General features: G+C 73.5%; 11 protein-coding genes. 2 read left to right on the top strand and 9 right to left on the bottom strand.

Going from position 1 to position 13600, the window contains the following annotated elements:
• Positions 1-225 precede the first annotated feature (225 nt).
• Positions 226-1605 (top strand): ABC1 kinase family protein, encoded by a 1380-nt coding sequence (locus tag ACIGZJ_RS07405; RefSeq protein ID WP_396456365.1) that lies wholly within the window; start codon positions 226-228, stop codon positions 1603-1605.
• A gap of 143 nt (positions 1606-1748) precedes the next feature.
• Here the strand turns inward: ACIGZJ_RS07405 and ACIGZJ_RS07400 are convergent, their stop codons facing one another.
• The 4 genes from ACIGZJ_RS07400 to ACIGZJ_RS07385 all read right to left on the bottom strand — a co-directional run bounded on the left by ACIGZJ_RS07400 (position 1749) and on the right by ACIGZJ_RS07385 (position 5704).
• Positions 1749-1994 carry a hypothetical protein gene (locus ACIGZJ_RS07400; RefSeq protein WP_387944344.1) on the bottom strand — a complete coding sequence of 82 codons (246 nt, stop codon included), beginning with the start codon at positions 1992-1994 and terminating at the stop codon, positions 1749-1751.
• 149 nt (positions 1995-2143) lie between these two features.
• The gene (locus ACIGZJ_RS07395) at positions 2144-2512 is read right to left on the bottom strand and encodes a WhiB family transcriptional regulator (RefSeq protein WP_392929067.1); all 369 of its coding nucleotides are present in this window, start codon (positions 2510-2512) and stop codon (positions 2144-2146) included.
• A gap of 167 nt (positions 2513-2679) precedes the next feature.
• Positions 2680-3156 (bottom strand): hypothetical protein, encoded by a 477-nt coding sequence (locus ACIGZJ_RS07390; RefSeq protein WP_392929064.1) that lies wholly within the window; start codon positions 3154-3156, stop codon positions 2680-2682.
• 313 nt (positions 3157-3469) lie between these two features.
• Positions 3470-5704, bottom strand: a complete 2235-nt coding sequence (locus ACIGZJ_RS07385) for an ATP-dependent DNA helicase UvrD2 (protein WP_396456364.1) — start codon at positions 5702-5704, stop codon at positions 3470-3472.
• A 230-nt stretch (positions 5705-5934) separates the two neighbouring features.
• Between ACIGZJ_RS07385 and ACIGZJ_RS07380 the strand changes: the two genes are divergently transcribed.
• Positions 5935-6192 (top strand): mycoredoxin, encoded by a 258-nt coding sequence (locus ACIGZJ_RS07380; protein WP_392929061.1) that lies wholly within the window; start codon positions 5935-5937, stop codon positions 6190-6192.
• Positions 6193-6218: 26 nt separating this feature from the next.
• On the opposite strand, the gene ACIGZJ_RS07375 is transcribed toward ACIGZJ_RS07380, so the two are convergent.
• From ACIGZJ_RS07375 to ACIGZJ_RS07355, 5 genes are all read right to left on the bottom strand, one after another.
• Positions 6219-7058, bottom strand: a complete 840-nt coding sequence (locus ACIGZJ_RS07375) for a GntR family transcriptional regulator (RefSeq protein WP_396456363.1) — start codon at positions 7056-7058, stop codon at positions 6219-6221.
• Positions 7059-7246: 188 nt separating this feature from the next.
• Positions 7247-8188, bottom strand: coding sequence for an NAD(+) diphosphatase (nudC, locus tag ACIGZJ_RS07370; protein WP_396456362.1), 942 nt, complete (start codon positions 8186-8188; stop codon positions 7247-7249).
• A 123-nt stretch (positions 8189-8311) separates the two neighbouring features.
• A complete protein-coding gene (locus ACIGZJ_RS07365; protein WP_396456361.1) occupies positions 8312-9724 on the bottom strand; it encodes a dipeptidase in 1413 nt (470 codons plus the stop codon).
• 210 nt (positions 9725-9934) lie between these two features.
• The gene (locus ACIGZJ_RS07360; protein WP_396456360.1) at positions 9935-12823 is read right to left on the bottom strand and encodes an ABC transporter permease; all 2889 of its coding nucleotides are present in this window, start codon (positions 12821-12823) and stop codon (positions 9935-9937) included.
• A complete protein-coding gene (locus ACIGZJ_RS07355) occupies positions 12820-13596 on the bottom strand; it encodes an ABC transporter ATP-binding protein (protein WP_396456359.1) in 777 nt (258 codons plus the stop codon). Before ACIGZJ_RS07355 ends, ACIGZJ_RS07360 begins: the two co-directional genes overlap by 4 nt.
• Between the last annotated feature and the right edge of the window lie 4 nt (positions 13597-13600).

Genomic DNA, 13600 nt, shown 5'->3' with positions numbered 1-13600 from the left:
CCCCACTAGGGCGGCACTTCACCGCCGGTGGAGGTTGCCCCGGCTTTCCTCGGCTCGGCGGCGTTCTTCGGCCGGGCCGACGGCCGCGGCCTGGGAGGCCCCCGAGGTAGGGGTGGGACAGGGGGCAAATACGAGCGGGCCCGGGGCGGGGAGCGGGCACAATGGCGTAGTGATGGCCGGCCCTCCGTTGTGGGGGGCCGGGGGCGTGTGGGATTGGAGGCCCGGGTGAGCGATCTACCGCGCAAGGCAGTGACCCGCACGGCACGGCTCGCCGCCCTGCCGCTGGGGATAGCCGGTCGGGCCACACTCGGACTGGGCAGGCGGATCGGGGGGCGGTCGGCCGAGGTGGTGACCGCCGAGCTCCAGCAGGCCACCGCGGACCAGCTGTTCAAGGTCCTCGGCGAGCTCAAGGGCGGGGCGATGAAGTTCGGGCAGGTGCTGTCCGTCTTCGAGGCCGCACTGCCGGAGGAGGTCGCCGGTCCCTACCGGGCGGCCCTGACCAAGCTGCAGGACGCCGCTCCCCCGATGCCCGCCGCGAAGGTCCACACCGCGCTCGCGCAGCGACTCGGCAAGGACTGGCGGGAGCTGTTCCGCCAGTTCGACGACCGGCCCGCCGCCGCCGCGTCGATCGGGCAGGTGCACCGGGCGATCTGGCACGACGGGCGCGAGGTCGCGGTGAAGGTGCAGTACCCGGGGGCGGGTGACGCGCTGCTGGCCGATCTGTCGCAGCTGAGCCGGGTGGCCTGGCTGCTCGGCCCGCTGATCCCGGGGCTGGACATCAAGCCGCTGATCACCGAACTGCGCGAGCGGGTCGCCGAGGAGCTGGACTACGAGCTGGAGGCGGCCGCGCAGCGCAGGCACGCCGAGGTGTTCGCGGGCGATCCGGACATCGTGGTGCCCGGTGTGGTGGCACAGGCCGACCAGGTGCTGGTCACCGAGTGGATGGGCGGCACCCCGCTGGCCGAGGTGATCGCCTCCGGCACCCAGGAGGAGCGCGACCGGGCGGGGCACCTGCTGGCCCGGTTCCTGTTCGCGGGCCCGTCGCGGACGGGTCTGCTGCACGCCGACCCGCACCCGGGCAACTTCCGGCTGCTGAAGGACGACGGTCCGGCGGCCGGCTGGCGGCTCGGGGTGATGGACTTCGGCACCGTCGACCGGTTGCCGGGCGGGCTGCCCGCCCCGATCGGCGCGTCCCTGCGGATGGCGCTGGCCGGGGACGCGGCGGGTGTGCTGGAGATGCTCCGCGAGGAGGGCTTCGTCAAGCCCTCCATCGAGCTGGACCCGGATGCGGTGCTCGACTACCTGGTGCCGATCATCGAGCCGGCCGCGGTGGACACCTTCCACTTCACCCGGGCCTGGATGCGGGCCCAGGCGGCCCGGATCGCCGACCCGCGCTCGCCCGCCTACAACCTGGGCAAGCAGCTCAACCTCCCCCCGGCGTACCTGCTGATCCACCGGGTGACGCTGAGCACCATCGGCGTGCTCTGCCAGCTGGGGGCCAACGCGCCGTTCCGGGCGGAGATGCTGCGGTGGCTGCCGGAGTTCAACGACCAGCCCGAACCGGCCGCGCAGGCGAAGAAGCGCGGGGCGGCCGGAAGGCGCTGACCCACCCCGTACTGACCACCCGCGCTGATCCGCCCCGCGCCGACCAACCCCGCGCCGACCAGCCCCGTACAACGGCCGAAGGCCGCTCCCCGCGATGGGGGGCGGCCTTCGGCACGACGGGGGTGAAACGAACCTGGCGGTGACTACATCAGCGCGACGGCGAGGGCCTTGCGGGCCCGGAGCGAGGCGCGTTCGGCCCGCTGCTTGAGCCGGCGGGCGCGGACGACCCGGCTGACGAGCCGTTCGTGCTCGGCCTCCTGGAGGCGCTCTTGCATATGGGCACGGGCCAGGGATTCGTGGAGAAGTTGCATCTCAAGGGTCCTGTTCTGGATCTGAAGTTCAGTGGTCTGCTCGGCGCGGACGGTCGGATCGATGGCGGCGGCGGTCATGTGGTGGTCCTGCTCGTGGTGCGACGTTGGGAAGGGGACGGTGCGGGCGGCGTCGGCCTTGGCGGCGGCGAGACGCACGGAGCGACGCAGGGCGCTGTCCAACGGGGGCTGCTCTCCCCGACGGACGGCCCGGGCTCCGAGCGCGGGGTTCACGCTGCGACCTCGGTCTTGCGCGGACGGCCACGCGGACGCTTCCGGGCCACGATCACGCCCTGGACGAAGAGCTCGCCGCCCCAGACGCCCCACGGCTCGCGCCGCTCCAGCGCACCGGTGAGACAGGCGTCCTTGACCGGGCAGGTGCCGCAGAGGGACTTCGCGTACTCGACGTCGGCGGGCGTCTCGGCGAAGAAGACCTCCGGGTCGAAGGTGCGGCACGGGATGGGCTGGCCAAGAGCCTCGGCCTGGTCGATCGAGGTGAGCTGCATAAGAGAAACCTCCGGGGGGTCGGCCTGGTCGGCCTTGGTGTTCTGGCTTGTCGGCGGTACGGACGGGATGGGCGGCGTGATGACCGTGGACACTGTTGGCGTCTTCCTCGTCTTTTCAGTGGGTCCGGCTCAGCTGACTGGTGGGGCTGGGCCGGAGGCCCCGGGGGGCCTGGGTCGGTCTTGCGTACCGGACAAAACAGAAGGGCCGCGGATCCCGTTTACGGGTTCCGCGGCCCTGGAGGGTGCCGACCTGAGGCTTCTCAGGTTCGTTCTCTCCAGGGTTCAGGCCCGCGGAAGGCCCGCATCCGGATGGCCGTGGCGCCCGTAAAGGCGGCCTTGGCCTGGTTGATCTGCTGCTCGTTCTGCTTCTGGGCGTTTCCGGCACCGATGGCCTGCGCATAGCCGCCATGCATGGCGGCCGCTACTGCTGCCTTCGGTGCCTGGGTCGGTCGCTCATCACGCAGGGAGCGCGACATGGCGACCGGGGCCCAGTCACGGGACAGACCGGTCTCGACGGAGGTGCCTTCGCTGCCGCCCTTGACGCCCGTGCTGGAGAGATCAGTGTGTCCAAGACCACTGACAGCGGGGACGACGGAGGCGGGAACGACGGAGACACCGAGGGTGTCGAGACCCAGACCGGTTCCGCACAGCAGGGCGAGGGCCCGCAGGCGGGCATCACGCACGGAGGTAGCGTCGACGGTCTGGCCAGTCAGTTTGGTGATCATGATGGTTTCCACTGTCTTCGCCTCCTCTCGGCGTCTCGCGGAGCCTGGTCTCCCGGGCTCCGAACTGTTCGGATGTCTGTCTCGGTGATGCAGGTGGTGCAGGTGAAGCTGTGGCGTGCAGGGGTATGCGTGACAGGTGTGACCCCGTGCGACCGCGTCCCCTTGACCGCTCCGGCAGGCTATTGCGCTCCCGGTATGGCGCGCAAACTATTTTTCCGGCGAGTTCTCGGCGGGGTTCTCCGGCACGTTCGCCGGTGAGCCCCAGCGGGTTGCGAAGCCGCGGTCCGAACCGCCCGGGCAACCGACCGGAGTGGTCCGGGTCGACTCAGGCGGGATCACCCGGATCGCCGTCCTCGACGTCGACCGGATCCTCCGCAGGCTCCTCCCCCGCACACAACGAGAGCACGGCGGCCCCGTACTTGTCCAGCTTCATCGCACCGACGCCCGAGATCACCGCCAGGTCCTGCCGGGTCGCGGGGACGTCCTCGGCGATCGCCATCAGCGTCGCGTCGGTGAAGACCACGTAGGCCGGCGCCCCCTGCTTCTTCGCCTGCCCGGCCCGCCACTCGCGCAGCCGCTCGTACAGCCCCTCGTCCATGGTGGACGGGCAGCTCTCGCAGCGGCGCAGCTTGCGCTCGACCGCCTCGGTGAGCACCCGCTCGCAGACCCGGCACTTGACCGGCCCGCGCACCCGGCGCCCGGCCGCGCGCTCGCCCGGCTCGACGCCGCCGCGCCCGCCCCGGCCTCCGGCGCGCACGCCCGGTGCGCCGGAGCCCGGCCGCAGGCCGTCCAGGAAGCGGGTGGGCTTGCGGCTGGCCCGGCCGCCCGGGGAGCGGGAGAGCGCCCAGGAGAGCGAGAGGTGCTTGCGGGCGCGGGTGACGCCGACGTAGAGCAGCCGGCGCTCCTCCTCGACCTGCTCGTCGGTCTTCGCGTAGATGATCGGCATGGTGCCCTCGGTGAGGCCGACCAGGAAGACGGCGTCCCACTCCAGGCCCTTGGCGGCGTGCAGCGAGGCGAGGGTCACGCCCTCGACGGCGGGGGCGTGCTGGGCGGCGGCCCGGGCGTCCAGCTCGGCGACGTACGCGGCGAGGTCGGCCGGCTCCCCGGCGGCCGCGCGGGTGCGCTCGAAGTCCTCGGCGAGCCGCACGAGCGCGGCCAGCGACTCCCAGCGCTCGCGGACCGCTCCGGAGCCGGCCGGGGGCTCCGGGGTGAAGCCGCGGCTGGCGAGGACGGCGCGGACCTGGGCGGCGAGCCCGGGGACGCCGTCGGTGAGCGGGTCGGAGCCGGCCCGGGCGGCGCCGCGCAGCAGCACGCCGGCGTCCCGTACCTCGGGGCGTTCGAAGAACCGCTCGGCGCCCTTGAGCTGGTAGGAGATGCCGAGGTCGGAGAGCGCCTGCTCGTAGACCTCGGACTGGCCGTTGGTGCGGAACAGCACGGCGACCTCGCTGGCCCGCACGCCCGCCGCCAGCAGGTCCCGGATCCGGCGGGCGGTGGTCTCGGCCTCGGTGGGCTCGTCCTCGTACTCGGTGTAGACGGGCTCGGGGCCGGCCTCGCGCTGCGAGACCAGCTCCAGCCGGTGCCGGGCGGCCTGGCCGCGGGCCTGGGAGAGCAGGCCGTTGGCGAGGTGGACGACCTGCGGGGTGGAGCGGTAGTCGCGGACCAGCTTGACCACCGTGGCCTCGGGGTGGCGGGTGCGGAAGTTGAGCAGGTAGTCGGGGGTGGCGCCGGTGAAGGAGTAGATCGTCTGGCTGGCGTCGCCGACCACGCAGAGGCTGCCCGCGGCGGTGCCGGTCCACTGGTCGAGCAGGCGCTGCTGGAGCGGGGAGACGTCCTGGTACTCGTCGACGGTGAAGTGCCGGTACTGGGAGCGGACCTGGTCGGCGATGTCCGGCCGGTCCTCCAGGATGGCGGCGGTGAGCAGCAGGACGTCCTCGAAGTCGATCACGCCTCGGCGGGTCTTGGCCTCTTCGTAGACGCGGTAGACCTGGGCGGTCTCGGCCGGGTCGCGGGGGGCCTCGCGGCCGGACTTCTGGACGGCGGCGGGGTAGTCGTCGGGCCCGATCTGGGTGACCTTGGCCCATTCGATCTCGGCGGTGAGGTCGCGCAGTTCGGTGCGCTGGACGCGCAGGCCGCAGCGGCCGGCGGACTCGGCGACGAGTTGGACCTTGCGCTCCAGCAGCTGGGGGACGGGCCCGCCGATGGCGCGCGGCCAGAAGTAGTGGAGCTGGCGCAGCGCGGCGGCGTGGAAGGTGCGGGCCTGGACGCCGTCGGCGCCGAGCTGGCGCAGTCGGCCGCGCATCTCGCCGGCGGCACGGGCGGTGAAGGTGACGGCGAGGACCTGGGCGGGCTGGTAGACGCCGCTGCGCACGCCGTAGGCGATCCGGTGGGTGATGGCGCGCGTCTTGCCGGTGCCGGCGCCGGCGAGGACGCACACGGGCCCGTGCAGGGCGGTGGCGACGGCCCGCTGTTCCGGGTCGAGTCCGGCGAGTACCGCGTCGGGGCCGGAGGCCGCCCGGTGGTCGTCGTCGAACGGGCTGCCGCTCAAGAGGTCTTCCTGCATGCGTTCCATCCTCTCAGCCCGGTGGGACAACTCGGGCGGGGTTGTCCACAGGAGCGGTGTGATCGCAGGATGATCGCTGTGCGTCCGGGCGTGCGGGCCTGCCCGTACGCCGGGCGGATGCGGCATGGCGGGCGCACGCGCAGTGCACCGGCCGTGCACGCGGAATGACCGATGCGCGGCCTGCGTTCTCCCCTGAGACCGCACGCCCTCTTCCCGAAGGAGCCCCCTCGATGTCCGGCAGCGTGACGATGTACAGCACGACCTGGTGCGGGTACTGCAACCGACTCAAGAGCCAGCTGGACCGTGAAGGCATCGGCTACACCGTGATCAACATCGAGGAGGACCCGGCGTCGGCGTCCTTCGTCGAGTCCGTGAACAACGGCAACCAGGTCGTGCCGACGGTGCTGGTGACGCCGGTGGGCGGCGGCGAGCAGGTCGTGATGACCAACCCGAGCCTGATCCAGGTCAAGAAGGCCCTGGCGGCCTGACGGGCGCGGCGGTCCGGGCCGGGGCGTTACGGCGCCTCGGCCCGGGCCGGGTCGACCGGTGCGGCGGGCGCCGGCAGTGAGGCCCGGGCGGCGAGGTCGCCTACGCCGTAGACGAGTCGGCTGCGGTCGGCGGAGTAGCGGGTCTCGATGACCCGGACGGGCCCGCGCCGGTCGTAGGTGACCCTGGTCTGGACGACCAGCGGCACCCCGGGGCCGCCCTGGAACCACTGGGCCTCCTCCGGTCCGGGCATCCGGGCGACCAGGTGGTCGACGGCCCCGATCTCGGTGCGGCCGAGTGCGGCGAGCACCGCCTCGTCGCCGCCGTCGATCTGGTCGGGCTCCATCAGCGGGGTGCCCGCGGCGAGTCCGGCGCGGTAGTGGCTCTCCTCGATGGAGTAGGGCTCGCGGTCGAGCAGGCGCAGTTGCCGGCGGACCACGATGGCCTCGCCGGGGCGCAGTCCGAGCCGTTCGGCGATGTCCACCCGGGCCCGGACGATCATCATCTCGAAGTCGACGCCGAGTTCCCGTCCGGCCTCGGCGGCCTCGCCGGCGTAGATGGCGGTGGGCAGGGCGAGGCAGTCGCGCGGCGCGCTCGGCAGGACCGGTCCGTAGGCGCGGTGGTCCAGGACGGGGTGCTCCCTGAGGTAGGTCCCCTTGCCCTGGAGCCGGACCAGCCGGCCCTCGTTGACCAGGACGTCGACGGCCAGTCGAACGGTGTTGCGGGCCACGCCGTACTGGCGTTCCAGTTCGCTCTCGACCGGCAGCGCGGACGCGGCGGTGAACTCGCCCTCGGCGATCCGGCGGCGCAGATCGGCGGCGAGGCGCTGGTATTTGGGGGATTGGGCGGTGCCCCGTGGGATTGTCACCCGAGTGAATGTAGCGAGCGCGGTGACGCGCTTTCAGCCGTTTGCGGCAATGTCGACCGGGATCGGTGACGGCGCCTTTCCCTGGTACCGCAGCCGCCCTGCACAGGGCCCCTCCGATCACGAACATCGGGCCGGGAAAGGAAATTGGGGGCGCGCGACATGATGTCGCGCGCCCCCAATTCGCCGTATTACCAGCGCGCCGCGGAGGGCAGCGGCTCGCCGTACCAGAGTTCGACCAGATGACGTGCGATCGAGATCCCGGACGGCGGCAGGATCTCGCCGGCCGCCATCCCGGCCTTCAGCTCCTCCCGGGAGAACCAGCGCGCCTCGGCCAGCTCCTCGCCGTCCACGGTGATCGCCGTTCCGTCCGGGTGGGCCTTGCCCATGAAGCCCAGCATCAGGCTGGACGGGAACGGCCACGGCTGGCTGGCCACGTACCCGACCTCGGCGACCCGGACCCCGGCCTCCTCGAAGACCTCGCGGACCACCGCCTGCTCGATCGACTCCCCCGGCTCGACGAAGCCCGCCAGGGTCGACCAGCGGCCCTCCGGCCAGAGCGCCTGCCGCCCGAGCAGGCAGCGGTCCTGGTCGTCGGTGATCATCATGATCACCGCCGGGTCGGTCCGCGGGTAGTGCTCGGCCGCGCAGGAGGTGCAGCGCCGCACGTGCCCGGCGCCGGCCTTCTCGGTCGGGTGGCCGCAGCGCGAGCAGAAGCTGTGCAGCCGGTGCCAGTGCTCCAGCGCGACGGCGTGCACCAGCAGCCCGGCGTCCCGGTCGGACAGCATCGCGCCGACCTCGCGCAGCCCGGCCGGACGGGCGTCGCCGTCCAGCCGGCCGGGCAGGCTCTCGCCGGCCATCGCGAAGTAGGAGACGCCCTCCTCGTCGGTGCCCAGGAAGTAGCGGTCACCGGTCTGCGGCGCCTCGAAGGAGGGCAGCAGCACCAGTTCGGTGCCGTGCCCGGTGTCCACCACGAAGGCCTCGCCGCCCGCGATCGGCAGCACCTTGGTGGTCGGGTGGCTCCAGGCGGCCGCCAGCCAGGGCTCGTCGAACCGGTGCTGGGCCGCCCGGTCCACCCCGGCCCGGGCCAGGGCCAGCTGCTGCGGGCGTTCGGTCTCAGGCACGGTGCTCACTTCGTTCCATCCCCATGTGATGAGTCATCCGGATGAGTGGTCGGGCGGCGGCGCCCCACCGCCGGGAGGCTGCGGCGCCCCGGCAGGCCGGGCAGGCAGGGCAGGCCGGGGCCAGCGGCGCCCTCACGCGTCCTCGCCGCCCGGCCGCCAGTTCTCGGCCAGGTCGCCCCACAGGTAGGCGGCCGTCTCGACGCCCTTGGCCAGCAGGTCCAGCTCGACCTTCTCGTTCACCGAGTGCCAGCCGTCCGAGGGCACCGAGATGCCGAGGAAGAGCACCGGCGCGCCGAGCACGTCCTGGAGGTCGGCGGCCGGGCCGGAACCGCCCTCGCGGGTGAAGAGGATCCGCTGCTCGAAGGCGCGCCCCATCGCCCGGACGGTGGACTGCAGCGCCGGGTGGTCCAGCGGCGTCAGACAGGGCCTGGTCGCCCCCGGGAAGACCAGCTCGTACCGGATGCCCTCGGGCACCTGCTCGGCCACCCAGGCGCGGACCGCCTCCCGGACCTTCTCCACCTCCTGCCCGGCGACCAGCCGGAAGGAGAGCTTCAGGTGCGCCGAGGCCGGCACGATGGTCTTGCCGCCGGGGCCCGTGTAGCCGCCCCAGATGCCGTTGACCTCGGCCGTCGGCCGGGCCCAGATCCGCTCCAGGGTGGAGTAGCCGGCCTCGCCCAGGGTGGCGGAGGACTTGGCGACCTCCAGCCACCGCGCCTCGTCGAAGGGCAGCTCGGCGAAGAGCTCCCGCTCGCGCTCGGTCAGCTCGACCACGCCGTCGTAGAAGCCCGGGACGGCCACCCGGCGGTCGGCGTCGTGCAGCCCGGCGGCGAGCGAGGCCGCGACCGCGGCCGGGTTGGGGACGGCCCCGCCGAAGGAGCCGGAGTGGATGTCGGTCTGCGGCCCGTACAGGTCGATCTGGGCGTCGGCAAGGCCGCGCATGCCGGTGCAGACGGTCGGCGTGGTCTCCGACCACATGCCGGTGTCCGAGATGATCACCACGTCGGCGGCGAGCCGCCCGGCCTCGCGGCGGACGAGGTCCGCGAAGTGCGGCGAGCCGGACTCCTCCTCGCCCTCGATCAGCAGCTTGAGGTTGACGGCCGGCGCGGTGCGGCCGGTGGCGGCCAGGTGCGCCCGGACCCCCAGGGTGTGGAAGAAGACCTGGCCCTTGTCGTCGGCGGCGCCGCGGGCGAACAGCTGCCTGCCGACCACGGTCGGCTCGAACGGCTCGGTCGCCCAGCCGTCCTCCTTGGCGGCGGGCTGCACGTCGTGGTGCCCGTACACCAGCACGGTCGGCGCGGACGGCTCCCCGGACGGCCACTCGGCGAACACCGCCGGCAGGCCGTCCGTCTCCCACACCTCGGCCACCGGGAAGCCGGTGTCGCGCAGCTTCGCGGCCAGCCACTCGGCGGAGCGGCGGACGTCGCCGGCCCGCGCCGGGTCCGCGGAGACCGAGGGGATGCCGAGCCATTCGGAGAGGTCGGCGAGGAAGGCGGCCTGGTGCCGGTCGATGAAGGAGCGGACGACGCTGTCCGGAGTTCTCGTCATACGGACGACTTTAGTTCGCCCGTGCGGGTGTCCGCCCCGGGCGTTCGGCCTGTGGTCGCCCCGGGGGCTGTAACCTCCGTCACCCCGGAACCTCCGTCACCCCGACCACCCGGGCCGACGACGCCGCCCCGGGACGCCCGGACCGGACGACGCCACCCCCGGCCGCACGGGACGGCGGCCGGGGGTGGCGAAGGGGCGGGGCGGGGACGGTCAGACCGTCCGGCGCAGCAGCGAGATCCGCGAGCGGGTCAGCAGGGCGGCCAGCGCCACCGCGAGCACCGGCAGGACGATCACGGTGAGCGCCATGATGGGCCAGGGGAAGACCACCACCGTCTGGTCCGCGCTCTCCTCCGCGGGCATTCCCGGGTAGGACTGCGCGATGCCCTCGACCTTGCGCAGTGCGACGGCCGGCACCACGCCGCAGACGGCGCCGAGCAGGGTGCCCATGGCGGCGATGACCCCGCACTGGAACCCGGAGAGGGTCCGCCGGATCCGGGGCGCCGCACCGACCGCCGCGAGGGTGGTCAGGTCGCGCTGGGAGTCGGCGGCGGCGAGGCCGGTGGCGATCCCGGCCGCGCCGAGGGCGACCAGGGCGGCGAAGGCGGTCAGGCCGAGCGAGATCAGGTCGCGTTCGGGCCGGAAGCCGCGCTCGACCTCGAACATGGTGCCGTCGGACAGCTTGTCGAGCCCGCCCATGGCCTTCTGCTCGGCGCTGTCCGGCGGCGCCGTCCGGGGCAGCCAGACCGAGCCGGCGTCGCTGCTGGTCAGGCCGAGCCGGCGGACGGTGTCCGGGCTGACCACGGCCTGGGCGCCGACCGGGATGACCGCGGTGGCCAGGACGGCGTCGACGGTCACCTCGCTGCTGGCGGCGGCGGAGCGCTGGCCGGGCTTCTCGTCGGCCGGGTTGGTGGGCTCGGTCAGCTTCAGCACCGCCTTGCCGTCCTTCAGGTAGGCGGCGTTGAAGACCACCGCCTTGCCTGCGGCCAGCGCCTGGCCGGCGGCCGGGTCGTCCGCGCCGTACAGGTTGTGCAGGAGGGTGGCGTCACCGGCCATCAGGCTGCCGAAGGAGTTGCCGCGGAACCCGTGGCCGCCCTTGCAGCGCTCGTCCTCCTTGAGGGTCCGCTGGGTCTCCGGGTTGGAGAAGTCGAGGACGTCCTGCTCGTAGACCGGGCAGCGCCGCTCCTTGGGCATGACGACGTTGACGTAGCCGCAGGTGAGGCCGTCGGTGCTGCAGTCGCTCTTGTAGTTGACCCGTTGCACGTCGGCCCGGGGGCCGAGGCCCGGGACGGTGGACTCGACCACGGCGCGCTGCTGGGGCAGCATCCGGCCGTCGGCGGTGGCGCCCCACCCGCTGTTGAGGGTGACCGCGTTGGCGGGGGCCGAGGCGGTGTAGTCGCGGCGCTGCTGCTCGTCGCTGCTGGCGGTGTAGATGCCGACGGCGACCGAGCCGGCCACGGCGGCCATCACCGCGGCGACGGCGGGCGCGGTGCGTCCGCGGTGGCGCACCGAGTCGCGCAGGGCGAGTCGGGGGCCGAGCGGGAGCCAGCGGCCGATCCGTCCGAACAGGCCGACCAGGTAGGGCGTCAGGGCGACCATGCCGAGCTCGGCGATGATCGAGCCGCCGAGGACGGCGGTGCTGCGGTTGCCGAAGCCCGCGGTGGCGCCGAACAGCGCGAGGGCGGAGCCTCCGAGGAGTGCCAGCAGGCCGAGCAGGGCCAGCTTGCGGTTCGGCGGCTTGAGCGAGTCACGGCCGGTGAGCGCGGCGACGACGTCCTGCCGGGACGCCTGGACCGCCGGGACGACGGCCGCGAGCAGTCCGGTGACCAGGCCGATGACGAGCACGCCGGAGAGGTCCAGCGGCTGCAGGTCGAAGTGGCCGAACCGCTTGCCGGCGAACTGCTCGGCCTGGGTGCGCAGGACGGCGACCAGGCCGACGGCGAGGCCGAGGCCGACGACGGCGCCGCTGACGCCGAGCACGATGCCGCCGCCGAGGACGACGGCGCGGACGTTGGCGCGGTCACCGCCGCCGGCGGCGAGCAGGCCGAGCTGCCGCCGGGAGCGCCTGGCCCCGACGGCGAAGGCGGGGCCCGCGAGGAGCACGATCTCCAGCAGGGCCATGCCGGCCACGGTGGCGAGGATGACGACGGAGGTCTTGTCGAAGTACCTGGTCCCGCCGGACTGTTCGGCGTCGTGCTTGACGTAGAGCGGCACGTCGGAGCGGGCGGGCGGGTCGAGGACGACGCTGCGGGAGGCCACCGTGAAGCCGTGCTTGTTGAACTCCGCCACCTTGGGCCAGTCCAGTGCGGCCCCGGCCGGGAGCTTGACCAGCCAGCGGGTGGGCTCGCTGTTCTCGGCGCCGCGGCCGCGGCCGCGGTCGGGGACGGCCAGCTTGGACAGCGGCTCGATCAGCTCGCCGGGGCGGGCGATCAGGGTGGTGGCGCCCAGGTCGTCGGGGTACTCGGCGACGGCGGTGATGGTGTACGGGGTGGCGTCCATGCCGCGCGGGGCGGTGTGGTCGCCGAGCTTGAGCCCGGCCCGGTCGAGGAACTCCTGGGTGGCGGCGATCTCGTGGGCGGCGCCGGGGGCGCGGCCCTTGACCAGGTTGATCCGGCCCTGCCAGAGCCGGTCGTTGAGGTCGGCCTCGACGGTCTGCACGTTGAGCAGGCCCTCGGCGGTGCTGGTGGCGATGTAGGGGCCCTGGCGGACCGGGACGAGCGCACTGCCGGGCGGGAGCAGCTGTTTGACGAGCTCCGGGGGCTCGGTGTCGAGGCTGCGGCGCTGCTCGGGGGTGTACTGGGGCTGCCCGTTCTCCTTCCTGGTCTCCTTGGCGTCGTCGACGGTGAAGTCCTCGTCCGGGTCCGGTGCCTGCAGCACGACCGCGCCGCGGTCGATGAGGCGGACCTCGGCGTCAGAGCGGCCCATGGTGCGCACGACCCGCTCGCCGGGGTCGAGTTCGGCGCTGCGGAAGACGACGTCCGCCCCGGTGACGCCGAGGACGGGCAGCGCGACCATGGCGACGACGAGGGCGCTGCGGCCCTTGGCGCGCAGGGCGTCGCGGCGGGCGATGCGCAGGGCGACCCGCCAGGCGCTGAGCCTCACTGTTCCACCGGGCCCTTCCCGCTGTTGGCGGCGGCGGTGACGAGCAGGCTGCCGGCGTCCTGGCTGACGCTCTCGTCGACCATGCGGCCGTCGCGCAGGAAGACCACGCGGTCGGCCCAGGCGGCGTGGCGGGCCTCGTGGGTGACCATCATGGCGGCGGCGCCGGCGTCGCAGCGGGCGCGCAGGACGGCGAGGACGGACTCGCCGGTGGTGGAGTCGAGGGCGCCGGTGGGCTCGTCCGCGAGGACGAGGCGGCGCTCGCCGATCAGGGCGCGGGCGATGGCGACGCGCTGCTGCTGGCCGCCGGACATGTCGTCGGGGAACCGGTCGGCGAGCTCGGGGATGCCGAGCTCCTCCAGGGCGGCCAGGGCCTCGCGGCGGGCGGACCGGCCGGAGGCGCCGTCGAGTTCGCGGGGCAGCGAGATGTTCTCGGCGGCGGTGAGGGCCGGTATCAGGTTGTAGTCCTGGAAGACGTAGCCGACCGAGCGGCGGCGCACCTCGGCGAGCCGCTTGCGGTTGAGGCCGCCCAGGGCGACGCCCTCGACGAGGACCTGGCCGCCGGTCGGGGTGTCCAGGCCGCCCGCGAGGGTCAGCAGGGTGGACTTGCCGGACCCGGAGGGGCCCATCACGGCGACGAACTCGCCCGGGTGGACCTTGAGATCGACCCCCCGCAGCGCCTGCACCTCGGATGCGCCCTGGCCGTGGACCCGGGTGACGTTGTCCAGGTGCAGCACGGGTTGGCCGGTGCTCCTGGTCGGATCGGTGTGGGACACACTT

The sequence above is a fragment of the Kitasatospora sp. NPDC052868 genome (assembly GCF_044547105.1).
Classification (GTDB): domain Bacteria; phylum Actinomycetota; class Actinomycetes; order Streptomycetales; family Streptomycetaceae; genus Kitasatospora.
Note: the sequence above shows the minus strand (reverse complement) of the source record. Positions and strands in the feature narration are given on the sequence as shown.

Coding starts and splice junctions, on each gene's coding strand:
- ACIGZJ_RS07400 (WP_387944344.1), bottom strand. CDS start 1,994: ATGACCGCCGCCGCCATCGATCCGACCGTCCGCGCCGAGCAGACCACT.
- ACIGZJ_RS07385 (WP_396456364.1), bottom strand. CDS start 5,704: ATGCAGGAAGACCTCTTGAGCGGCAGCCCGTTCGACGACGACCACCGG.
- ACIGZJ_RS07380 (WP_392929061.1), top strand. CDS start 5,935: ATGTCCGGCAGCGTGACGATGTACAGCACGACCTGGTGCGGGTACTGC.
- ACIGZJ_RS07365 (WP_396456361.1), bottom strand. CDS start 9,724: ATGACGAGAACTCCGGACAGCGTCGTCCGCTCCTTCATCGACCGGCAC.